18 protein-coding genes are annotated in these 24771 nt (G+C 45.0%); 9 read left to right on the forward strand and 9 right to left on the reverse strand.

Features of this window, described 5'->3' with window-relative positions:
* Positions 1-3: 3 nt before the first annotated feature.
* Genes C9I43_RS12220 through C9I43_RS12235 form a run of 4 tightly spaced genes read right to left on the reverse strand, consistent with a single transcriptional unit; the run spans position 4 to position 4055 of the window.
* Entirely contained in the window at positions 4-624 is a 621-nt protein-coding gene (locus C9I43_RS12220; protein WP_076497629.1) for an NADH:ubiquinone reductase (Na(+)-transporting) subunit D, read from the reverse strand.
* Complete coding sequence (locus tag C9I43_RS12225; RefSeq protein ID WP_076497631.1) at positions 621-1427, reverse strand: Na(+)-translocating NADH-quinone reductase subunit C; 807 nt, start codon at positions 1425-1427, stop codon at positions 621-623. Before C9I43_RS12225 ends, C9I43_RS12220 begins: the two co-directional genes overlap by 4 nt.
* Positions 1417-2685: an NADH:ubiquinone reductase (Na(+)-transporting) subunit B gene (locus tag C9I43_RS12230; RefSeq protein WP_107883627.1), complete on the reverse strand. Its 1269-nt coding sequence runs from the start codon at positions 2683-2685 to the stop codon at positions 1417-1419. Before C9I43_RS12230 ends, C9I43_RS12225 begins: the two co-directional genes overlap by 11 nt.
* Complete coding sequence (locus tag C9I43_RS12235; RefSeq protein ID WP_107883628.1) at positions 2685-4055, reverse strand: Na(+)-translocating NADH-quinone reductase subunit A; 1371 nt, start codon at positions 4053-4055, stop codon at positions 2685-2687. Before C9I43_RS12235 ends, C9I43_RS12230 begins: the two co-directional genes overlap by 1 nt.
* A gap of 456 nt (positions 4056-4511) precedes the next feature.
* On the opposite strand from C9I43_RS12235, the gene C9I43_RS12240 reads away from it, so the two are divergent.
* From C9I43_RS12240 to C9I43_RS12260, 5 genes are all read left to right on the forward strand, one after another.
* On the forward strand, positions 4512-5552 hold the full coding sequence (locus tag C9I43_RS12240; RefSeq protein ID WP_107883629.1) for an NADP(H)-dependent aldo-keto reductase: 1041 nt from the start codon (positions 4512-4514) through the stop codon (positions 5550-5552).
* 126 nt (positions 5553-5678) lie between these two features.
* Complete coding sequence (locus C9I43_RS12245) at positions 5679-6107, forward strand: hypothetical protein (protein WP_107883630.1); 429 nt, start codon at positions 5679-5681, stop codon at positions 6105-6107.
* A gap of 123 nt (positions 6108-6230) precedes the next feature.
* Positions 6231-7466 (forward strand): cysteine desulfurase, encoded by a 1236-nt coding sequence (locus C9I43_RS12250; RefSeq protein ID WP_107883631.1) that lies wholly within the window; start codon positions 6231-6233, stop codon positions 7464-7466.
* Positions 7467-7536: 70 nt separating this feature from the next.
* The gene (locus C9I43_RS12255; protein WP_107883632.1) at positions 7537-7983 is read left to right on the forward strand and encodes a SufE family protein; all 447 of its coding nucleotides are present in this window, start codon (positions 7537-7539) and stop codon (positions 7981-7983) included.
* A gap of 175 nt (positions 7984-8158) precedes the next feature.
* Positions 8159-9325, forward strand: coding sequence for a membrane dipeptidase (locus tag C9I43_RS12260; protein WP_076497643.1), 1167 nt, complete (start codon positions 8159-8161; stop codon positions 9323-9325).
* Between the two features lie 260 nt (positions 9326-9585).
* On the opposite strand, the gene C9I43_RS12265 is transcribed toward C9I43_RS12260, so the two are convergent.
* Positions 9586-11514, reverse strand: coding sequence for a peptidase U32 family protein (locus C9I43_RS12265; protein WP_107883633.1), 1929 nt, complete (start codon positions 11512-11514; stop codon positions 9586-9588).
* A 215-nt stretch (positions 11515-11729) separates the two neighbouring features.
* Here C9I43_RS12265 and rluA point away from each other — a divergent pair, with 215 nt between their 5' ends.
* From rluA to C9I43_RS12280, 3 genes are all read left to right on the forward strand, one after another.
* Positions 11730-12407, forward strand: a complete 678-nt coding sequence (gene rluA, locus C9I43_RS12270) for a bifunctional tRNA pseudouridine(32) synthase/23S rRNA pseudouridine(746) synthase RluA (RefSeq protein ID WP_076497648.1) — start codon at positions 11730-11732, stop codon at positions 12405-12407.
* Between the two features lie 95 nt (positions 12408-12502).
* Positions 12503-12964 (forward strand): transcriptional regulator AsnC, encoded by a 462-nt coding sequence (gene asnC / locus C9I43_RS12275; RefSeq protein ID WP_006080290.1) that lies wholly within the window; start codon positions 12503-12505, stop codon positions 12962-12964.
* A 206-nt stretch (positions 12965-13170) separates the two neighbouring features.
* A complete protein-coding gene (locus C9I43_RS12280; RefSeq protein ID WP_107883634.1) occupies positions 13171-16794 on the forward strand; it encodes a S8 family serine peptidase in 3624 nt (1207 codons plus the stop codon).
* 221 nt (positions 16795-17015) lie between these two features.
* Here C9I43_RS12280 and dbpA read toward each other — a convergent pair whose 3' ends face one another.
* The 4 genes from dbpA to C9I43_RS12305 form a co-directional block, all read right to left on the reverse strand.
* Complete coding sequence (gene dbpA, locus C9I43_RS12285; protein WP_076498041.1) at positions 17016-18392, reverse strand: ATP-dependent RNA helicase DbpA; 1377 nt, start codon at positions 18390-18392, stop codon at positions 17016-17018.
* A 315-nt stretch (positions 18393-18707) separates the two neighbouring features.
* Complete coding sequence (locus C9I43_RS12290) at positions 18708-19565, reverse strand: pirin family protein (protein ID WP_076497652.1); 858 nt, start codon at positions 19563-19565, stop codon at positions 18708-18710.
* An 838-nt stretch (positions 19566-20403) separates the two neighbouring features.
* Positions 20404-21573, reverse strand: a complete 1170-nt coding sequence (locus C9I43_RS12295; RefSeq protein ID WP_076497654.1) for a hypothetical protein — start codon at positions 21571-21573, stop codon at positions 20404-20406.
* 813 nt (positions 21574-22386) lie between these two features.
* A complete protein-coding gene (locus C9I43_RS12305; RefSeq protein ID WP_076498043.1) occupies positions 22387-22590 on the reverse strand; it encodes a YheV family putative zinc ribbon protein in 204 nt (67 codons plus the stop codon).
* Positions 22591-22843: 253 nt separating this feature from the next.
* Between C9I43_RS12305 and C9I43_RS12310 the strand changes: the two genes are divergently transcribed.
* Positions 22844-24754, forward strand: coding sequence for an ABC transporter ATP-binding protein (locus C9I43_RS12310; protein ID WP_076497658.1), 1911 nt, complete (start codon positions 22844-22846; stop codon positions 24752-24754).
* The last annotated feature ends 17 nt before the right edge of the window (positions 24755-24771 follow it).

The following is a 24771-nucleotide window of genomic DNA, read 5'->3' on the forward strand; positions in this document are numbered from 1 at the left end:
TCCTTAACCCCGTTTCCGCTGGATCACATTGATGGTCCAAATCAACACACCGATTAGGAAGAAGGCGCTCGGTGGTAGCTTGAACATCTCGTTGGGTAAATACCAGCCGCCGTTTTCAATGGTGGTAAATATCGGATGACCGAACAAATTACCGGTACCTAGTAGCTCACGCACAAAGGCCACACTTATCAAAATCAAGCCATAACCTGTGGCATTACCGAGTGCATCGACAACCGCTAAATGCGGTGGATATTTCATCGCGAAGGCTTCTGCTCGCCCCATGATGATACAGTTGGTAATAATTAACCCTACAAATACAGATAGTTGCTTTGATAGCTCATAAGCCACATCCTGCAATACCATATCGACGATAATCACCAAAGAGGCGATAACGGTCATCTGCGCGATAATACGCACACTGTTAGGGATAAAGTTACGGATAGCGGAGATAATTAGGTTAGAAAACACCAACACAAAGGTTACCGCCAGCGTCATAACCACTGCGGTTTGCATTGAGTTACTGACCGCCAGTGCCGAGCACACGCCCAGCACTTGCATCGCAACGGGGTTATTGGCAAACACTGGCCCGGTTAGCATGTCACGCATGGATAAAGTGTTACTCATTTTGCCTCTCCCAACTCACCTTGCAATTCACCCTGCGCGGCCGTCGCTTTCAGCTGGTTGAAAAAGGTTTGAAACCCTTCCACGCCAAACCAAAACTCCATTGCCCGCTGCACGCCGCGACCTGTCATGGTTGCGCCACTCACCGCATCCACGCCGTGAACATCGCCTTGTTTAGCGCCGCCTTTCACAAGACGTATCGAAAACTTACCTTTTTCATCAAACAATTGTTTACCTTTCCACAGTGACATCCACTTAGGATCCGTTAAAAAATCGCCGATACCTGGGGTTTCGCCGTGCTCGTAAACGACTAGCCCTTTAATGGTGTTGAAATCGGGTTCAACCGCCACATAGCCGTAGATCATAGACCACAAACCTTTGCCATAAAAAGGCACCACCACGCTGGTTAACTTGCCGTTGGCATCTAATACTTTAAACACACGGGCATCGTTCGCACGGGTTTTAATCTTGGCGATATCTTTTTTAGGTGTACTTGATGTCTCAGGATTAATCGCCGCCATACGCTCATCAAAATCGAGTACGTTAGCGTCTGAGTCCACATTACCTGTGTCTAGGTTGATCAATAAGGGCTGAACGGATTTAGCGAAAATCTCCCTAAACTCATTGCCCTGACCTAAATCTACATCGGCGGCCATCAGCACATAACGTTGTACTTCGTCGCGCTTTTTAGCCACTTTACGTTCTTTTAATATGCCAGCGGTGCCTGTAATCATAAAAGAGCACAACAAACAAAGCGTAATGGTGAAGACCATAGTCCCCGCTACAGTATCTTTTTTAAATTCCATGACGTTTAATTCTCCGTTTGATGTTGGCGCGGGCCACCAAATAATCGAACAACGGCGCCCAAAGGTTAGCGAACAAAATCGCTAACATGACTCCCTCTGCCATTTTTGGATTTGCCACACGGATGAGTACAGTCATAAAACCAATCAAGGCACCATAGGCAAATTTACCTTGGCGGGTATAGGAGGTCGTCACCGGATCGGTAGCCATAAACATCATCGCCAGCGCAAAACCGCCTGTCACCAAATGCCAAGTCCACGGCATGTGCATCATTTGATTACTACTAGAACCAATGTAATTACAAATAGTTGCCGTTACTATCATGCCCAGCATCACGCCAACAACGATACGCCAGTCCGCTAAACGAGTGATAAGCAGCATCAGTCCACCGAGCAAAATTGCCAGCGTGCTGGTTTCGCCAATCGCCCCCACGGTAAAGCCCAAAAAGTTATTCAACCAATTAGGATCACTAAAGGCACTAAACCATGAATAATCAGCAAAACTCAGTTTACCCGCAGCGGTTTGCGCCAGCGCCGTTGCGCCAGTAAAACCATCAACAGCGACTAACTGTTGTACCGTGGCGACTTCTGACGGATAAGCAAAATAGATAAAGGCAAGACCTGCCAATGCAGGGTTGAGGAAGTTATACCCCATACCGCCAAACAGCTCTTTAGCCACCACTACACCAAAGGAAATCCCCATAGCGACTAGCCACAGCGGAGTCGATACCGGCAAAATCAAGGTAAACAGTAGTGCTGTTACAAAGAAACCTTCATGTAATTCTTGGCCGCGTACCCGTGCAAACACCACTTCCCAAAACAGGCTAGTGAGCAGTGCAGTGAGGTAAATTGGCAGATAAAAGCTAAGGCCATAGAGAAATAAGCCCAGTACGCCAGTGTCTTGGCTAAGACCACCGAGCAAGCTATTAAAAATAGCCAGTTTCCAGATGTCGGGAGTCGCTAAACCACTTGCTAGCGCGACTTGAGCCTGTAGACCAATGTTGTATAAGCCAAATAAAATAGCAGGTAACAAACATATGCCCACCAGCGTCATGGTGCGTTTTACGTCAATCGCATCACGCACATGCACTTTACCCTTAGTACTGCGGCCATTTGCTATCACCAATGAGCGCAAAAAGCCCTTCATTGACTTACCGGTGGCGTAATACTCTTGTTGTAAGTCAGTGGCTTGTTGTAAATCAGTCGCTTGCTGTAAATCAGTGGCTTCCTGTAAATCAGGTTTTTTAACTTGTTTGGTCATTAACCTTCCCTCTCGATAACATCTAGACAGGCACGTAATTCTTTACCAAAGTCATATTTGCCGGGACATACAAAGGTACACAGCGCCAGATCTTCTTCATCTAACTCCAATGCCCCTAAAGCTTGCGCTTCATCGGTGTCACGCACGACTAAGTCTCGCACTAATAAGGTGGGTAAAATATCTAGAGGCATAACGCGATCAAGCTGACCAAAGGCCATCATGGCGCGCGCAGAACCGCCTTGATGCGTCGTAAACTCAAACAGCTTAGTTGCGCCAAACAAACGTGAAGTCACGGCGCGGGTGATAGAGAACTTATCTGTACCACTGCGTACCCAAGACAACATTTCATGGTGTGCATCTTCAGCTAATACTGAGATTTGGTTATGGAATCGGCCTAAAAAGTCATGCACATCTTTAGCGGTATGGCCTGATAGCACAGAGCCTGATACCACGCGCTGATTGCCGGGTTTGATTTCATTGGCGACTAAGGGACTTAACTCAGCGCCCAACTGGGTGCGTAAAAGGCGGGGATTGAGCACGCTAGGGCCACCTAAGGCTACAACGCGGTCAGTATACAACTCGCCAGTTTGGAATAATTTTCCGTAGGCAATCACGTCTTGATAACCGATATGCCATACCTGCCGCGCTAAACTCACGGGCAAAGTAAAGTGGATATGGGTGCCAACTAAACCTGCTGGATGAACACCATCGAAACGGCGCACCTCAAGTTGCGGCAATGACTCGCTGACAATGGCTTCACCTTTATCCTGACACAGGTAAACTTTACCTTCGGTTAAACGGCTCAGCACTTGCAATCCCACTTTAAAAGCCTCGGCTTGCTCGGCAATAATTAATCGTGGATTAGCACATAAGGGATTGGTATCCATCGCGGTAACAAAAATAGCCGCTGGCATGGCATCTACCGCCGGCACCCTAGAAAAAGGGCGAGTACGTAAAGCCGTCCACAAGCCACTATTTAGCAGTTGCTTTTGAATCACTTCTCTAGATAACGCTGAAACATCGGCATGAATGTCAAATCGGATCTGCTGCTGCACATCTAAGCCATCACAACGGATCACTACAGATTGCAGCACTCGGCGATCACCCCGATTAATAGCGACAATTTCACCGCTGGCTGGCGCGGTAAACAGTACGCCAGGCGTTTTCTTGTCCTCAAATAATGGCTGACCCTTTTGAACCTTGTCACCCACCTCGACTAACATCGTCGGTTTTAAGCCAATATATTCTTCGCCCATTATGGCCACTAGAGATGGCTTATTGCTGGGTTCAATGATCTGTAAAGGCTCACCCGCTATGGGTAAATTAAGACCTTTTTTAATCGTTACAATTTGGTTTGAAAAATCTGCCATCACAAATATCAACCATAAAAAATTTTTAGATACATTTAGGGTATAGCTTTGTGAACAGAAATTCCGCTATTGGCGTCACACTCTGCCGCCAATTCGTAAGTTAAATACATGAATTTATTATTAAGTGTGATGTTGATCGACATATTTACCGGCACATACATTGTAAATGTAGTTTTATAACCATTTATTAATTAATGCGTTAAGTCTGATTTAGTTGACCAGAATATTGGTGAAATAAGCCCTAAATCACGCTTCTATCCCAATAAAGTCGTCAAGGCGTTGAAACGGTATCTCGGCGAACAAATTACAACCAACTTCCCCCTTTAATGGAGCATAAAAAGGATGAGTTTACTGGTCATTTTTTAGCGTATTAACATTTCTGCCTATGGTTTAACCTTTGCTTTACAGCAAAAGCTTGGTAGCCTCAAACTAAGATAGTTTCAGTAGGAGAAGTAGATGGAATACAGACGCATACCGAATTCCAATCTCGAGGTCAGTAAAATTTGTTTGGGCACTATGACTTGGGGCGAGCAAAATAACCAAGCCGAAGCATTTGCACAGCTGGACTACGCCATAGGCAATGGCATCAACTTTATCGACACGGCGGAAATGTACCCTGTACCGCCAAAGCCAGAAACCCAAGGGGAAACAGAGCGGATTTTAGGCCAATATATTAAGGCTCGGGGCAACCGTGACGATCTGGTTATCGCCACTAAAATTGCGGCACCTGGCGGAAAAAGTGATTATATTCGTAAAAATATGGCGCTGGACTGGAACAATATCCATCAAGCCGTTGATGCATCTTTAGCGCGATTGCAAATAGACACTATCGATCTTTATCAAATCCATTGGCCCGATCGTAATACCAACTTTTTTGGTGAGCTATTTTACGAACAGCAAGATGATGAACAACAAACGCCCATTCTCGAAACCTTAGAAGCCCTAGCGGAAGTTATCAGACAAGGGAAAGTGCGTTATATCGGGGTGTCGAACGAAACTCCGTGGGGGTTGATGAAGTACCTGCAACTCGCCGAAAAGCACGGCTTACCGCGTATTGTCAGTGTGCAAAACCCGTATAACTTGCTAAATCGTAGTTTTGAAGTGGGTATGAGTGAAATCTGCCACCGTGAAGACCTGCCACTACTCGCCTATTCGCCGCTGGCCTTTGGTGCCTTAACTGGCAAATACTGCAATGATCAATGGCCCGAAGGCGCTCGCCTCACCTTATTTAAGCGTTTCGCCCGTTACACAGGCTCACAAATGGCGCTTGAGGCCACCAAGGCCTACGTCGATTTGGCGCGCGAGTTTAAGCTTACGCCCGCGCAAATGGCATTAGCTTTTGTTAACTCACGTAAGTTTGTCGGCTCTAACATTATCGGTGCCACAGATTTGTACCAACTCAAAGAAAATATCGACAGCCTCAACATTATGCTATCGCCTGAGTTGCTCGTGCGCTTAAACCAACTGTCCGAGAAATTTAGATTACCTTGTCCATAGTCGATAATCGGATTAAATCGGATTAAATCGGGTTAAATAGTGCAACTATGGCATCAGGTAAATCCACCTGATGCCATAGGCTTTCAGCGGTAGAATGACACCTCAATTGATTAAATGGACCTTATCATGTTCTATATATTTTTTTGGCTAATGCTATGTTTTGTCACTGCAATTATAGCTTCGAGTAAAAACAGATCAGCCGTTCTATGGTTCTTCATCTCATTTATTGTGAGCCCATTGATTGGCATTATTTGCGTTGCTTGTATGCCTGCAATCGCGAAAAATGAAGCTCAAGCACACCCAAATGAAAATGTTCAAAAAGATAAATCACTTTATCGTGACTGCCCAGAATGCGCTGAAGAAATAAAATGCGCGGCCCGAAGGTGTAAACATTGTGGCTCAGAGGTAGTGCCGCAGGAAATCCCCCAAGTAGAACATGCTGCAACCTTAGATGAAAATACTGACGGTCAGTCATGCAGTATCTGCAAAAGTAGAAAAACGCATGACCTATATAACGGTGTCGCTATTTGTAATCAGTGTAAAGTTTGGAATTAAGCAAAAAGATAACGGCATAAACCTACAAACACTATTGCTGGGCTAGCAAATCCTCTAACACTTGCATTCATATTGCAGATAACAGAAGATCTATTTGCCTTTTTCATTGCCTTAGTCTCATCCATGACTCAATCTGCCTTGCTAACACCCCACAACGCAAACATCCGTGCACAATTTCCTGTTTTAAAGCAGATGCTTGATGGCTACCCCTTATGTTATCTCGACACGGCGGCCACCAGCCAAAAACCACAAATAGTGTTAGATGCGATGGCGCAATATTACGCCAACGACAATGCTAATGTGCACCGTGCGGCGCATCAGCTATCGGCGCGGGCGACCCTAAGCTATGAAAAAGTGCGCGACCAATTACAACATTTTTTAAAGGCCAAACGCCGCGAAGAAATCATTTTTACCCACGGCACCACTGAATCAATCAACTTAGTTGCTTTTGGATTAACCGCACAATTAACCGCAGGCGATGTGATTTTAATCGACTCGGCGGCGCACCACGCCAATATTGTCCCTTGGCAAGAACTGGCAAAACGCACAGGCGCAGTGATTAAGCCGATTCCACTAGATAAACAATGCCGCTTAGATATCAATGCCTATCAAGCTTTGTTAGCACTTAAGCCTAAAATCGTTGCCCTATGTCATGTATCTAACGCACTAGGCACAGTCAATCCCGTGGCTCAGTTAGTGCAGTTAGCCAAAGCCCAAGGCGCCATCACCTTAGTTGATGGCGCGCAGGCAGTTGCACATTTAACGCTGAATATGACTGAAATCGATTGTGATTTTTACGTCTTCTCTGGGCATAAAATGTACGGTCCCACGGGCGTTGGCGTGCTTTACGGCCGTTTTGACGTGTTAGATAATCTCGCGCCATTATTAACTGGCGGCGAGATGATTAAACGCGTGAGCTTTGAAGCAACAGAATTTGGTAGCCTGCCGAACCGCTTAGAAGCGGGCACACCGCCAATTGCCGAAGTAATTGGCTTAGGTGCGGCCATTACCTTTTTACAAACCGAGCTTACGGAGCAAGTTCAAGCCTATGAAGCCGAGCTGCTTAACTATTTACAATGCCAATTACACGCACTCGGTGAAGTGCACTTATACGGTGCCTTTGATGACAATATCGGCGTCGTCGCCTTTAATCTTGCCGATGAACATCATCAAGATGTGGGCATTTTATTAGATCAACAAGGCATAGCCGTACGCTGCGGCCACCACTGCGCCATGCCATTAATGCACAGTTTGAACCTTAAGGGCTGTTGCCGCGCCTCTATCGGTATTTACACCCATAAAGACGATATCGACCGCTTTATTGCCGCGTTAGCCTCGGTAAAAGATTTACTACTATAAAGCAGTATTTAGCCGTGACTCCGCATGCCACGTATAGGATGCTCAAATAAGTAAGATAGGATGTAGCGCAATGACAGACTCGATTATGCCGATACCAAACGAGGCAGATTTTCACTATGCGGTGCAAGGTGCAGAAACCTTGCTAACGCGCTTTACCAAGGCACCTAACTGGCAAGAAAGATATCGTCAAATAATGCTGTTAGGGAAAGACTTACCAAAGCTTAGCCCTGAGTTTCGCGTAGATGCAGCGCAGGTCAAAGGCTGTGAAAGTGATGCGTGGATTTATCATCTAGAGCAAGCAGGCAAACACTATTATTTAGCCGACAGTGACGCCCGTATCGTTAAAGGATTGATCGGATTATTACTTGGCGCCTGCCATGGTAAAAGCCGCGATGAGATCCAAGCTTTTGATCCTACGGCTTACTTCAAACAACTAGGGCTAGAAGGCCAGCTCAGCCCATCGCGTACCAACGGCCTTAACTCACTGGCAAACGCTATGGTTGAAGCCACGAGATAATCATAGACAAAGGAGTTAGTTAACAGCGATAAGCCAGAGATAAAGCGACTTGCTAATCGCCAGTTATCACCTATCTAGCTCAGGGACAAAGGCCAACAAAGGGATTTAATCAAAGACTTCTACATCCCAAAAAGGTATAAAGAAGATACATTTGCGTTATTGATAGGAACCAAGCATGCCCATCAAGGCAGTCAATCACTACCGTCGTACTCTCCTTAAAGGTTTTGGTGCAGCAACCCTGTTAAGCCCACTCGCCAGTTTACCTAGCTTTGCCGCCGAACAAAGGCGGATATATGTTGATGGTCTATCTTTTCTTCCCGATGACTTAAGTGATGTAACCGCCTCTAAACTCGATGCCTATGTTTGCGATATTTCGGCCATTGAGACCATAGAACAAGCCGATGGCACGCAAAACTATAAACGCACCTATAAAGCCTGCATGGAAAGCATTCAGCAAGCCGCTAAACGGGTAAGCGCAAGTCCTGATATTTTACTGCAAGGCTTGAGAGGACGAGATATTCAACGCGCCCGCGATAGCAAGCGCACTGCGGTATTTTTTCAAATCCAAGGGGCTGATTGCGTCGAAGCAGACAGTGACGCTAACCAATGGGCGCGAGTGGATGAGTTCCATCAGCAAGGTCTGCGTGTACTGCAACTTACCCACCATTATGGCAATACCTTTGCGGGAGGCGCGTTAGATAGCAACGCCAATGGTGGGCTTAATAATCCGCTCACCGCCCACGGACGCGAGCTTATCGCCAAACTCAATCACGCCAACATCTTGGTGGATGTGAGTCATTCTAGCGCCCAAACCGCATTAGATGTCGCTAAGATAACGAAATCACCAATTGTACAAAGTCATGGCGCGGCGCGCGGTATTGTAAACAATGCCCGCTGTTCTCCCGATGCAGTGATCCGCGCCATTGGCGATAGCGGCGGCGTATTTGGTGTGTTTATGATGAGTTTTTGGCTCACCAATAATGCTGTGCCTACGATTGACGATTATATTCGTCAGTTAGAATACGTGTCGCGCATTGGCGGTGTCGATTGCGTGGCAATCGCCAATGATTTCCCGCTGCGTGGCCAAGAAAACCTATTAGCACTGGATAACGACAATACCCAAGGTATTAAAGAATATCAGCAATGGTGGTATAGCTTGCGAGCAAAAGGTGTACTTGGTTTCGATGCAGAGCCAAGACATGTGGTGATCCCTGAGCTTAACCATATTGAGCGCATGAGTCGTATCGACGATGCCTTAGCTAAGGCGCGTTTTAAAGCTACTGATCGCGACCGTTTTATGGGCGGCAACTGGCAACGGGTGCTCAACAAAGTGCTACTGTAATGCGGATATTTTATTAATTGGACGAACGGGTGCAATTAATCAGCCCCTATGAATAATAAAATCGATTCATTGTTCAAATAAAAATCACTTTAGATTAAGTAGTACATAGAATGCTCTAAACATATATTTTTACTGTTTTGTGGGCAAAGTATCCAACAATCTCATGCTGACCCTAATTATTTCTGACTTATAAAATAAATATAAAAAAAGTGCGCTATTAAGCGCACTTTTTTTATTCTTTAAGATGTTAGCCGTTTCACTTAAGCTTCAGTCCAGAGATCCTTTTTACCTCTGACTTGGCGATTCTCACCCACCACCATCATTTCGCATTTTTGACAATCAAACACCAGCTTAAGCACATCGTTACCGATTTCAAGCACCATAGGATCGGCTTTAATTCCCGGCACTTCTTTCGGGCACAAATTGAAATTAAAACGCAAACAATGCTTAGTGACCATTAATGGTACGTCTTCTGTTACGCCATTCTTCTCATAGGTATCTTGGATTTCAATCACGCCGTGGCGTTGATAAAAATCTTTCGCTTTTTCGTTTGCTACGTTGCCTAAGTAACTCAAATGTTTAACCGGATACACCGCATTTTGATTATGTTTCCACGGCAGTGGACGCACATAACCTTGCACACGGGCGGCCTCTAACGCTGCAACGCCTTCACGGCGTAGACCATTAAGCACTGAGGCGGGCAAGAACCATGCCTGCGCGGTATCGATACTAATGCTGCGGGCAACAAAGTCGGTACTACCGAGTTTACCCAACTGAGTGCGAGTATTTTGCAACGTTTTATCAATATCGGTGGCTGGCGTTTTGTCGACCGCTAAATTAACGGTGGCGTTTAATCCATAGATATCAGTCAATGTCAGTGCTAGGCCATCATCGGTGTCAGTCAAACGTAAATCAACACCAATAATCCGTTTAGATGACTCCTTGGCTAACTGGGTTTCGAAGGCTTGGTTATGGTTACGATACAGTGTCATGCCGACATTTAAGTCCCGTGGCACTTGCAACACATGTAATTTAAGCCCTTCGGCACGATTAACCCGCAAGCCTTGCAACTTATCGTCGGACTGTTTTGCCGTGGCAAAGTTAGCTGGGAAAAATGCTAAACCATCACCATTATTAAACTCATGGCTTGAGCTTACTTGGATAAAGTCTTTACCTATACCGATGACCTTACCCACTTCTTCACCTATGTATTTAGGCGAACGGAAATCTTTAATGCCTTGGCTACGCTCATTAACAAAATAATCGGTACTACCACGGTTAAAGGTCTTTTCGGGATCAGGAATAAAGCTGTGCTCACAACGACCATGGGACGACGCCTTAAACTCTGGGCGACGCGCGATAATCTCATCGAGCTTTTGGCGATAATGCGCGGTGACGTTTTTAACATAGCTTAAATCTTTTAAGCGACCTTCAATTTTAAACGAGCGAATACCGGCATCGATTAACGCATCAAGGTTATCGGTTTGGTTATTGTCTTTTAAGGACAGTAAATGTTCGTTTTGTGCCAATACATCACCTTGGCGAGTCTTAAGATTGCCCGGTAAACGGCACATTTGTGAACATTCACCGCGGTTAGCGCTGCGATTACTAAAAGAATGGCTTAAATTACATAAACCACTGTAAGCCACGCAAAGCGCGCCATGAATGAAAAACTCGAGTTGCATATTAGTGTGTGCTGCAACATCACGGATTTGGCTTAAGCCCAGTTCACGGGCGAGTACCACTTGAGAAAAGCCAACCTGTTCTAAGAATGCTACTTTTTCTGGGCTGCGGTTATCCATTTGGGTACTGGCATGCAGGGCAATCGGTGGCAAGTTAAGTTGCAACACGCCCATATCCTGTACGATTAACGCATCAACCCCTGCCTCGTACAATTGCCAAATCAGTTTTTCGGCGGCGCTCAGTTCGTCATCCATCAAAATAGTGTTGAGAGCAACAAATACTTGCGCATGATATTGATGAGCATAAGTGCACAGACGCGCGATATCTTCAACACTGTTGCCTGCCGTTGCCCGTGCGCCAAATGCTGGGCCACCAATGTAAACCGCATCGGCACCATGGCGAATGGCTTCAATACCATAATCGGCATTTTTTGCAGGCGCCAATAACTCAAGGCGGTTATGAACGTGAGAAAGATTCTCAGGGGTGTAAATATCTGGCTGGCTCATGGCTTTACAGGCTCAAAATCATCAATAACGAAAAGGAGGTGAGTATAACAAAATCTAAAATTTAGCTCTATCAGCAAATCATCAACTAATACGCTTTACTTCTGTGCTTTAGGTATCTCTGAAAGATTCATGTCGCTGGCAATCTTTAGGCGCTGCACTTGCACCCTCAGGCCTAGCAGGGTATCTTTGCCGCGCATTGACGAATAGGCCTCATGATGACTGACTTTATATACCAACCACCGACCACTCCTTGGCTAGATATCCTTTATCAAGATAAAGACATTATCGTGATTAACAAACCTTCGGGGTTGTTGTCTGTGCCCGGTCGCTCGCCTGCCCATTACGACAGTGTTTATGCCCGCGTTAAAGCCGAATATCCCCATAGCCAAATTGTGCACCGACTGGATATGGCAACCTCTGGTGTGATTGTTGTGGCCTTAATCCGTAGTGCTGAGCGTGAATTAAAACGCCAGTTCCATGATCGAGAAACCAGCAAAACCTACTTTGCTAGAGTTGCTGGTCATATCAAACATGATACTGGCAGTATTGATTATCCACTGATCTGTGATTGGCCGAATCGGCCTAAACAAAAGGTCGATCATCTTGTGGGCAAACCATCTTTGACTCACTACCAAGTATTGAGTCGTGCCAAACGCTCAACACTGGTCAAACTCACCCCCATCACTGGTCGCTCACATCAATTACGCGTACACATGATGGCGCTGGGTCACCCTATTTTAGGGGATGGTTTTTATGCTGATCCACTGGCAAAATCATTAGCACCTCGCTTGTTATTGCATGCTGCAGAGCTCACCATCAAACACCCATATTCAGCAATCAGTATGACTTTTAACGCTGAAGCTCCCTTTTGCGAGCCACAAGGCGAACAATGATCACTAATCGCGGCGAATATACCTAAATGCTATAGCAATTCTCTAGAAAAAAACGTAACTTGATGACAATTCATTACGTTATAGAGAATTTAATTATGGATACCGCATTTCAACGCGATCAACTTGATAACCATATCCTCGAAGCCCTAATGCAAGATGCGCGCACGCCATTTGCTGAACTTGCAAAACGCTTTAGCGTCAGTGCTGGCACGATTCATGTGCGCGTCGAAAAAATGAAGCAAGCGGGCATTATTACCGGTGCACAGATCACGGTAAATCCCAAAGCCCTCGGCTATGACGTGTGTTGTTTTATTGGTATCAATCTGAAGAGTGCGGGCGATTATCCTGCCGCGATTGCAAAACTTAATGCCTTAGAAGAGGTCGTTGAAGCCTACTATACCACTGGCAATTACAGTATTTTTGTAAAGGTTATGTGCCAATCCATCGATGGTTTACAACATGTATTGATTAATCGCATTCAATCCATTGATGAAATCCAGTCAACAGAAACCTTAATTAGTCTACAAAACCCCATAGTAAGAGCCGTTAAGCCATAACTTAACATCATCAAAAAACACACAAACAACACAAAATACGGCAAAGTGTGATTTACATCTTTTTCGCTACAAACTGTTAACTATATTATCTTTCCGTGTTACAACTTCTATTGCTATCGCCAAAGAGCGAAGCATAACTATAACAATTCGACCGTCAGCACTTTAGAAAATAAAGTGCTAACGTATTAATTGACAAGGAAGAAGTTGTGAAAACGAAACTATCAATCGCTATCTCTGCAGCCCTATTATCTGGCGCAGCACTTGCCGGTACACCCACCCAATACAATACAACTAACCAAACAACGGATAAGTATGCGGGTCTCAGTGTCACTAAAAGTAAAAGCAATGATCAAAAACAAGCCTCTGCTTGGCTGATCCGCTTAAAAGCGCCTTCGATTGCCCAACAGAGTCAGTTAAAAGGGGTTAATCGTCAGTCAGCAATGAGCAATATCGAAAGTTCACAATCAAAAGTGAAAAATGCCATTCAGAGCATGGATGCCGATATTAAGGTTGTGGCTACGACGTCAAAATTAGTTAACGCCATTATCGTTCAGGGCGATTATAAAAAAATCACCTCTTTACTCAAAAATCCTGAAGTCGCCGAGATATTACCTGTCTATGACTACAAGCTTAATGTTGACGCCAGTGCTGAATACATAAAAGCCAAAGCCGTTATTGAAGCAGGCGTTGCCTCAGGGAAAGGTCAGCGTGTTGCCATTCTTGATACAGGGGTCGATTACACTCACAAAGCGCTGGGCGGTTCGGGCTTAATTGCTGACTATAACACTGCCGTTGCGGCTAAGAGTGAAGCGCCTAATTGGCCACAAGGTAAAGTGATTGGCGGTTGGGATTTTGTTAATAACGATCCTAACCCCATTGACGCCACGACTAACCACGGTACCCATGTTAGTCACTCTGTCGTAGGTGTTGCACCAGACGTTGAACTATTGGTTTATTCTATTTGTGAAAAAACTTGTTCAGGTATTGCACAGCTCAATGCTCTTGAAGCGGCAATGGACCCTAATGGCGATGGAGACATCAGTGATCGCGTTGATACTGTCAACATGTCTTTAGGCGGCGATTTTGGTGATACCGATGGCGGCGCCGTTCAAGTATTAATCGATGAAATGGTGCAGCTTGGCGTTAACTTGGTTATTTCTGCGGGTAACGATGGCGCAACCCCTTTTATCGTTGGCGGCCCGAGTACCACCAATAGTGCCCTATCAGTTGGAGCGATGACACACCCCACCACTAAAGTTGGCAAAATAGATGCCATGTTCATGGGCGGGGCTGTTGATGCTATTGGTGCCGGATTTAATACATCAAATGTGTACAGTTTTACCAATGCAACAGCGCCAATGGTCTATCCTGCCGCCAATACGGATGGTTGCCTCGCATACACTGAAGATTTAACCGGTAAAACGGTACTAATCGATCGTGGTGTATGTGGCTTTGCCGTTAAAGTATTAAATGCTCAGCTTAAAGGGGCATCATTTGTCGTAGTGGCAAACAATGCTGCGGGCACCATAGTGATGGGTGGTGAGGATGATAGCATCACCATTCCATCTGTCATGGTATCAAAAGAAGACGGTGATGCGATTAAAGCAGCTCTTGCTGCGGGCGATGTTGCCTTTAGTATTTCATCAACTGAAGTGACGACAGCGGGTGCTATTGCTACGTTTACATCACGCGGCCCTTCTATTGCGGGTACTTTAAAACCTGAAATTACCGCTCCAGGTACCGATATCCTTACCGCTGAACCCGGTAAAGGTGATGGCTTAACTCCAATTAGTGGTACTTCATTCTCTAGCCCTATCACAGCCGGTGCTATCAGTATCGTACGTGAAGCCTTACCTCATCGTAATGCCTTTGAAATTAAAGCAACGATGATGAACGCCGCAAATCTAGACGTAACACTTGAACCCAAATCGATTAATCCCGATGCCGAATTAGCACCGATTAGTTATATTGGTTCAGGTTTAGTCGATATTGAAAAAGCAGTTAATTTACCTGTTATCGCGTGGAATAAAGAGACAAAACAAGCCGCATTAGCCTTTGGTTTGCTCGCTCTCAATAAAACCACTTCAGTCACTAAAACGGTTTCAGTAAAAAACTTCTCCACTGCAGAGAAAACCTATACGCTCAAAGCCGAGCAACGTTTCCAAAATGATATCGATTCTGGAGCGCTGAGCTTTGAATTACCAGCAAGTGTGACAATCCCAGCGGGACAAACGGTTAGCTTCGATGTGACCGCAACGATTGACCCAACAAAGCTGCCTGAATGGACGCTCACATCATCCTATGAGCTTGATGGCACTGCTGAGGATGCATCAACAGCACTTACGCTATCAGAATACGATGGCGCGATTCAATTCATGGATGGCGAAGAAAAAGCATTACATTTGGTTTATCACATTTTACCGAAAGCAGCGGCAGCCATATCTGTGACTACCGAAAAAACTGCCGATGGTTTAGTGCGTACACTCACCAACGTAGGTGCAACATCCATTAGCGATCCATTTACAGCGCCGTTGTTAGCAACTAGCCCAGTAGATATCACCAAGCGTCACGACTTGCTCAATGTATCAAGTGAGACTTTAGTAGATGGCTCATGTAATGCAGGTATTGCGATTTATAACACCTTCCAAATGCGCGATCCGATTATTCATCCTTTAGCGGGTAATTATTCAGTCGATTATGACCTCAATAATGATGGCGAGTGGGATTACACCGTAGCCACAGCCAATTTGAACTGGTTTAATGAAGCTTATCCTAAAGTCATTTATGGCTTAGTCTCTCCCTATGGCGATGAAGGTACGATATTAGAACCTGTGTACCACGTGACAGGTAATGACTTTTTAACTAGCACCGCCTGTTTTGAAGATTTAGGGCTAACTCAAGCCGATTTAGGTAAAACTATCACGGTTCGTTTTCGCACTGAAGATAATGACTGGGCGCCAACCCCCTCAGGCGATGAAGACAGTGTAACTGCAACATTGCTATTGGATGGTTCAGGCACCTCAGCCATGCTCCTTGATACCGAAGGTAATGAAGTCACTGAGCTAAAACCAGGTGCAAGTGCAACCTTAAAAGCTGAAGTTGGCGACAATGCAATCGGCTTTATGCTCTTATCCGATTCAGGTTCTATGTCAGTTACAGCCAATACTTCAGATGAAGGTAACTCTGCACCAACAGTAGCAGACGTGACACTTTCAGTGGATAAAGGTGCCGCAGCAGGTACTGTTATAGGTACATTAACTGCAACCGACCCTGATATGATTACCAGCCCGTTCTCTGAGTTTGTGACCTTAGGTTCTAGCAGCAGTATGGTCATAGTCGATAAGGATGGCACGGTACGTTTAAGTACTGACGCCGTGATTAATCAACAAAGCAAAACGATAGAAGTTGAAGTTGTTGCACTGGACACTATGGGTAACACTTCAGCACCTGCAACGGTAACTGTATTGATTAATAATACAAAACCCACGGTTTCACCGGCAGGTATGGTCAGCACAGAAGGCTATGTTGTCACAGCCGAGGCCAATGCGAAAGATGCTGACGGCGACACGTTAACCTATAACTGGGTACAAACTGGTGGCACTAAAGTCGCATTTACCAATGGTGGTAGCAAAATTAACTTCGCGGCTCCTGCTGGCGACCACGTATTCACTTTCTCAGTGACCGCTTCTGACGGAAAACTTGAGAGTGATCCAGGTACTGCAACGATTACTGTGAATGCTAAAAAAGTCGAGTCGTCAGGTGGCGGTGCACTGGGTTGGTTAACAGCCTTTTTATTACCTTTGGCAGCAATTCGCCGCCGTATGAAATAACCAGTAAATCGACTGAAAAGGCAATTTTGATGACTAATAACGATTGTTGGTATAAAACACTCAGTTAGCCGCTTATTGGCCTAAATGAAAATCCGAATGTATTTAATACATTCGGATTTTTTATATAAAAAAGGGAATGAACCTAAGTCCACTCCCCTTAAATCACCGCTGCTTAGGTTTATCGAGTCGGCTCTCAATTAACCTTATTCAGCTTATATGTCTTATTTCATCGGCCAAGCACGGTAAGATTTGCCCTTAATGCGGCCGCCCGTTAGTTTGTTCAACGCTTTTTTAGCGACTTGACGATTAACCGCCACATAGGCGCGGTAATCGGTTACTTGAATTTTACCGACTTGCGAGCCTTCAATACCGTTATCCCCCGTCAGTGCACCTAAAATATCCCCTGGACGCAGCTTTTCTTTCTTACCGCCATCGATCTGCAAAGTGATCATGGTTGGCGCGGCGGGCGTGTTACCGAGCAGGCTTTCAGATGGTAATGATTCGCTAGTGATTTCGCGATCTAAGTACTCTTCTAACAAGGCAATCTTGTAACCGTCTTGGTCGTTATAGAAGGTATAAGCGGCGCCTTTACTACCCGCACGGCCTGTACGACCGATACGGTGAATATGGACTTCGGTGTCGTAGGCAACGTGATAGTTAAACACAGCATCGAGCGCATCGATATCTAAACCACGGGCAGCAACATCGGTCGCCACCAGCACACAAGCACTCTTGTTAGCAAATTGCAGCAGAGTTTCGTCTCGGTCTCTTTGCTCTAAATCGCCGTGTAGAGCCAATACGCTAAAGCCTAACTCTTCAAGCTCATCGGCTACTTTTTGGGTTTCGCGCTTAGTGTTACAAAACACTACCGCACTTTCAGGCTTATGTTCTAACAACAATAATTGCAGCGCTTGCATGCGCGCCTTGTCATCGTCTAAGTGATAAAAATGCTGAGCAATACTTAAGCTGTCGTGATTACCTTCCACTTTAACCATGGTCGGTTCATACATGATTTGCTTAGCAATCGATTCAATTTGCTCAGGGAACGTTGCGCTAAATAGCAGCGTTTGGCGCTCACGCGGAGCTTGTTCGATAATGGCATCGAGGGCGGGTTGGAAGCCCATTTCTAACATGCGATCGGCTTCATCAAGCACTAACATGTTGAGATTGCTTAAATCTAAGCGATTGCGATCTAAATGATCGACGATACGACCCGGCGTACCGACAATAATGTGCGCGCCGTGTTCCAGCGAGCCAACCTGTGGCCCCATAGGCACGCCGCCGCAAAGTGTCAGCACTTTAACGTTATGAATACCACGGGCAAGGGTACGGATTTCCTGCGCCACTTGGTCGGCCAACTCGCGGGTTGGGCATAACACTAAGGTTTGAATACGAAAGCGTTTAACATCTAACTTGTTCAGTAACCCTAGGCCGAAAGCGGCCGTTTTACCCGAGCCAGTTTTACCCTGACCTATCACATCCTGCCCCGCTAAAATGGGCGGCAAACTTTGCGCCTGAATTGGCGTCATCTCGTTGTAGCCCATAGAAGAAAGGTTCTCAAGCAGTTCGGGTTTTAGCTTAAGAGTCGAAAAAGCCATTGATGGATTAGGCTTAGTATCAGAGTTGCTCAAGGTGAATATCCTGTGGTAGGTAACGAAGCGGCTGCTAGGTTACTGAAATTGCGTTACTTATCGATTTAACTGATTTATTTACATTAAGGTTAGCTTTAGGCTAGATTAAAAATCTAAGCCAGCTCAACCCAAAAGCACGGCTATTGTAGCAACAAAGCGCGACTTTTACCTAAGCCCTTAAGCAATGCAAACCACAGGATTGAACAGCAACAAAAAAGCCCTGCTAGAAGTCAGGGCTTAGATTTAGCTTCAGAATTAACTCAGTGCGGCTAATTTAATAAATTACGCGATGTGGCCAAAACGCCCTTCTTGATAATCGCGGATCGCCTGTTGAATTTCTGCTTGGGTGTTCATCACAAAGGGGCCCATCTGGACAATTTTTTCACGGATAGGTTTACCCGCAAACAGTAACATGCCAGCGCCGCGCTCATCAGCTTTAAATTTGATCACACTTTGACTATCGAGCACTAAAAACTCGCCCTGATGATGTGACCATTGTGAATCTTCACCCTTGCTTAAGTCACCTTGATATAAATACAAAGCCACCAACTCATGTTGAGACAAATCAAGCGTAGCCTCAGCGTTTGGCGCTAAGCTCAAATCAGCAATAGCAGCTTCGCCCGCTAATCCTTGAATGGTCGCACTAATCAGCGGTTGATCTTTAAAGCCCCAATCACCCGCTAAGGCTTTTAAGCTAGCACCTGTGTCATTAGTCACTTCAACGCTCGCACTACCCGCAGTATCTTGGTACGTCGCGGGGCGCAACTTATCTTTGGCAGGCATGTTGACCCAAATTTGGAACCCATGCAGACCATCAACCGCATCGGCCAGCGGCATTTCAGAATGCACTACCCCGAACCCAGTACTCATCCACTGCACATCGCCTGCACGGATCGCCTTCACATTGCCCATTTGGTCACGGTGCTCAAAGCCGCCCTTGCGAATATAAGTGAAGGTCTCCATCCCACGATGGGGATGTGCGGGGAAACCGCCAATAAAGTCTTGTTCATCATCGGATTTAATTTCATCGATCATCAAGAAAGGATCAAATTTAGTCGTCACAAAATCGGCGACACGGCGAATATTGACCCCATCGCCATCCATCGCGGCTTTGGCGGAAAACTGACTTAATACTTTCATTGCTGCTCTCCTATCGGTTGAGCAAAGCGGTGCGTGAAACGTCAAGATTATACGGCTAACACAAGACGCAAACGCTTTGCTGATGGAGGCAGAATAACAAGGAAGTTTACAAAAGAATAACGCGAAATCACGGCCTAAACATTCGATAAAATAGAACGGTTGAAGATTGAGTACAAAGCGTTCTAGCTAGCTTAAACTAGACTTATCACTTAAGCGTTTTGAAAGAAAAACTGAATAACGTTTAATCACTTGCCATTGCCTCCCCAGTGACACGCCGTAAACTCTTCCGTGAGGGCTCGACGGCGACATCCATGTCGCCAACGGTCACTGATGCCCCAATGGCCATTCTCACACCCCATACAACTGTATCGCCATCTAAAAATATGAAGCATAACCTTGTTAGATAATTTACTCTTAATTAACCAGATTCGGATTAGATATTCTATTAATAACGCCTCTTTCAACTACAAACCAATCAACACTTGATATAACTAGTCAGAATGGGCATAACAGGAAGATGAATCAGTTCTCTAGAGATTTGATTCATCTTAAGGGGAAAAACCACCCCAGAATAGCCGCAAACGGGGGATTAGGGCGGGTTTTAGGGGCTCGCGTGAATCAGTCTGATGTAGAGTGATTCACTGGCTCACTTTGGGACAAAAGCGTGATAGCCCATTTGCTCTAACTCGTCAGTTTCGGATTCAAATTTCTATGGAGATAACGCCCGTATTTGCGGCTGGTTTGGAGCACCGCGAAAAACCAGTCCGACAACATGCGCTTGTTAGGCATTTTCTGTCAGATCACGTTTTATTTTATCACGAGCTAATGTTCTAGCTTTTCATAACATGGCTTGAAACACCGTTGGCTTCTTATTGCTTAATTGGGTAAAGAAGTCAGCAGCACCAAGTGGGCTGCATGTCACCTGACTAGATAAATGCTTCATTCTCTCAGGGCAGCTATTGATTCCTGGGTTGACAATATTCAGCTTTCTAGATGCTGAGAAGGATAGCCAGTCTGCTATCTGATCGTCTATATGTTTGTCTCCAAAGCTATAACCTATACAAATAAGCTCATTGGCATAATTCAGATTCCCTTTGAAAAGCGATAGAAACTCAGATGGCGCTATCTGGCTTAGTTTATTAGTAAACTTGTGAGCGCCTGATAGCAGGCTTTTCCGTAGAAACTGAATTTCTCCATTTTCATCTTCATAGATATTTTCGTTCGTGCATACAATTCCATCTCGGACTGCAATATCTTGATTTATTTTATCTAGTAGTTGAATCTGTGAAGATAGAGAGTCTGGGCTACTTGTAGCGGACTTTACTTTCAGGTAGTTAAGCTCGTCATTTTGGCCAAATATATCTAAGGCCCCATGAAGCTTTATAAGGTTAATGCCGAACTCACCGTGTCTAAAAAAATCATATTGATTTTCTTCAATGGATTTCCGACTTAACCTTTCAAAGGGGAAGCTATATATCGAACCGTTGGCGGTTTTCATCGGGATATTAACTTCCTCATTAAAACCTGACTTTAATGGAATTTCTAATTTGAGCGCCAACATTTCAATGATGCAATCATGATTCAGGGAGAAAATCCAAAGCGGTTTGTTATTGTTGACCATTTCCTTGATTGAGGAAAAGTCTTCCAACGCGGCCAATGCATAGCTCGTATTCTTCACCTGACGCTCCATCAGTAAGCCATATACAGCCTGAAGTAGAAAGCCAAGCGCAGCATGATAACTCTGCCTCTTAAGTTGATCTCGTTCCCTAGAGCACTCTACTTCAATGGCTCCAATGATGTTCTCATAATGTAAATTCTCATTTTCTAATAGAGATACAACACATGAGATAACATCTTGATCCCAGCCACCACCTTGAGACTTCCAATTTTTATTGAATGCAATTAATTTTTCAGGAGTTAACCAACGTCTTATTTCAGCAGTCAACTCCCAGACAAGAGGCATGCCGCAGTCATATGTTGCCCCAGCACCAATAAATAAAGCTTTCATCGTAATCCGTAGTTCATTGATTGCCTAACATTTTATTCGTGCGCATGCGCGTTTACCTCGTTGGACCAGTGAAAACGCGCACGGTTAACTATTTGTATGAAAAGAACTTATCAGCTTTCTGCCAAATAAACCATCTGGAAAAACGCGCATGCGCGTTTTCCAAACCGATTAACTCAAAGTCAGCGACTATAGTCACCTGATTTTATAGAGTTTTATTTGTTGCTGATGGAGTTAGTGCGCACTGTTCTTGTCTTCAAATCATCCCAAAATACCTAAATTTAAATACGACTGTATACCCATACATTGTTAGGCGATTTACGGCAGGATCAAACATTAGGAAAAAAGACGAGAATTTGTATGGTAACAGGAGCGGGAGTTTTTGATTAAGCTAACGAACTGAAACACGGAATGAGGCAAAGATTTGTTAGCCCAAAGCTCATGAAAAATGATCGCGTTCGCGCGTGAACCAGACTAGGCAAGTCTGATTCACTGTAACGATGTTTGCAATCCCTCATGGTCAGGTCTTACTTTTTAGTATCTATTACTTTTTGTATCTCTAGTTATCAAACAAAAAATGGCTAATCTTTGAGCCGTTGAGGCAATAGTTTTTTAGCAGAATGAGCAGTGAGAGGGTTAGTTAGGATTAGCATTATTACGGAAGTGGCCGTCGGTGGCATGGATGCCACCGACGAGCCCTCTGGGAAGCTTATTTTAAAAACAATAGGCGTCGTATCACTGAAGTAATATTGCCAATCGACACTGCGCATCGAAGAGTTTTTTACGAATCTAATTTTCTGGACTACCTAGCGAAACCTAATCCGGTTTAAACACGCCGATCACAGCGCCGGTGGCTTTTTCAGCAACCTTTTCATCGGTTTGCTGTTCACGGTAGTCACACTCAGTACATTCAACGGTTTCGATGCCGTTTTCCTTGTAGAGCAAAATAGTGTCTTTAGCACTGCATTTTGGGCACTTAGCACCGGCTACGAAACGCTTTTTGATTTTAGTGTTTGTCATAATAGATAAAGGACCAGATAGCGAGGCCAAGTGATTCGGCCGAATGAATTGCCGCTATTTTGCCACAGTGATGCTTGAATACCAGCGTTACCTTAAAGTATGAAGCCTTAGGGCGATGTGATGCGATTCACGAAAGATCATCCTGAAAAGTCGATTAATTGTCCGAGTTATCGAGTCAGGTTGTGGTTTGAAACAGGGTTGTACGCTATCATCTGTGCCCTGATAAATTCTCGTGTTAACCAAGTTGTAGTCAATGATCAGCATCAACCAAGCGCAATTAATCCGTGGCAGTAAAACCCTGCTAGATGAGACCTCTCTGACGATTTATCCTGGCCATAAGGTCGGGTTAGTCGGTGCTAACGGCACAGGTAAATCTTCACTGCTCGCATTAATTTTAGGTCACTTAAGCCTAGATAAAGGTGAGTTTAGCCTGCCTTCTGGCTGGCAAATTGCCACTGTGGCCCAAGAAACCCCTGCGCTCGACGTCTCGGCGCTGGAATATGTGATCGATGGTGATAGCGAATATCGTCAATTAGAAGCCCTATTGCACAAGGCGCAAGAAGATAACGATGGCAATGCGATTGCATTGTTACACGGCAAAATAGACGCTATTGGTGGTTATGCGATTCATTCGCGCGCGGGTTCATTATTAGCAGGATTAGGTTTTAGTGAAGCCGACCAAAGTAATCCGGTAAAAAGCTTTTCGGGCGGCTGGCGTATGCGCCTTAACTTAGCCCAAGCGCTATTGTGCCGCTCAGACTTATTACTGCTCGATGAGCCGACCAACCACTTAGATTTAGATACCATGTACTGGCTCGAAGGTTGGATTAAATCCTATCAAGGCACGCTAATTCTAATCAGCCATGACAGAGATTTTATCGATGAAATCGTTGATGAAATCGTTCATGTTGAAAATCAAAAACTCAATTTCTATAAAGGTAATTACAGTGCCTTTGAGCGTATTCGTGCCGAGCGTATGTCGCAGCAACAAGTTGCCTTTGAGCGCCAACAAAAAGAACGCGCGCATATACAATCCTTCGTTGACCGTTTCCGCTACAAGGCAAGTAAAGCCAAGCAGGCACAGAGCCGCTTAAAAGCGCTAGAGCGTATGGCTGAACTATCACCATCACAAGCCGATAGCCCATTTTATATGGAGTTTCGTGCGCCAGAAGCCCTGCCAAATCCGTTGATTAAGATGGAGCAAGTCGCCGTTGGCTATGGTGAAAAACAAATACTCAGTAAAGTGCATTTAAACTTAGTGCCGGGTGCGCGCATTGGATTATTGGGCCGTAACGGCGCGGGTAAATCAACATTAATCAAGCTGTTATCTGGTCAACTGTCGCCACTAACCGGTTTGTATGAACCGAATCCTGGCGTCAATATTGGCTACTTTGCCCAGCATCAAATTGAGTTTTTACGCCTCGACGATACACCAATGCAGCATTTAGTGCGTTTAGCGCCTAATGCCAGAGAACAAGAATTACGTAACTTTTTAGGTGGTTTTGGCTTTAACGGCGATATGGCGCTCTCACCAGTACGTCCCTTTTCTGGCGGCGAAAAAGCGCGTTTAGTGTTAGCGCTATTGGTATGGCAACGCCCTAACCTTTTACTGCTCGATGAACCGACCAACCATTTAGACTTAGAAATGCGCTACGCCTTAACTATGGCGCTACAAACCTTTGAAGGCGCAATGGTTATCGTATCGCACGACCGTCATTTACTGCGCTTAACCTGTAGTGATTACTATCTGGTTGATCAAGGTGAAGTCCGCGCTTTTGATGGCGATTTAGAGGATTACCATCAATGGTTGCTCGATGCAGCAAAGGCAAGTTCTAGCCAAAACAGCAATAATGACGAGCTCAAACCTGCTGCAGATAAAAAGCTGCAAAAGCGTCTTGAAGCTGAAGTACGCCAAAAAGTATCGCCTTTAAAACGTAAGCAAACTAAGTTAGAAACCGATCAACATAAGCTGAGCGAGCGCCTTGCTGAGTTAGAACATTTATTGGCTGATAGCGAATTATATGATCAAGATAACAAAGCGAAACTAACCGCGGTACTTAGCGAACGAACTCGCTTGACGCAAACCTTAGAAGAAAGTGAAATGCAATGGCTTGAGTTGCAAGAAGAGATTGACGCTCTTGAACTTGAGATCATGAGCCAGTAATACGCGCGCATAAAAGC

It is taken from the genome of Shewanella morhuae, from assembly GCF_003028295.1.
In the GTDB taxonomy this organism is placed as follows: domain Bacteria; phylum Pseudomonadota; class Gammaproteobacteria; order Enterobacterales; family Shewanellaceae; genus Shewanella; species Shewanella morhuae.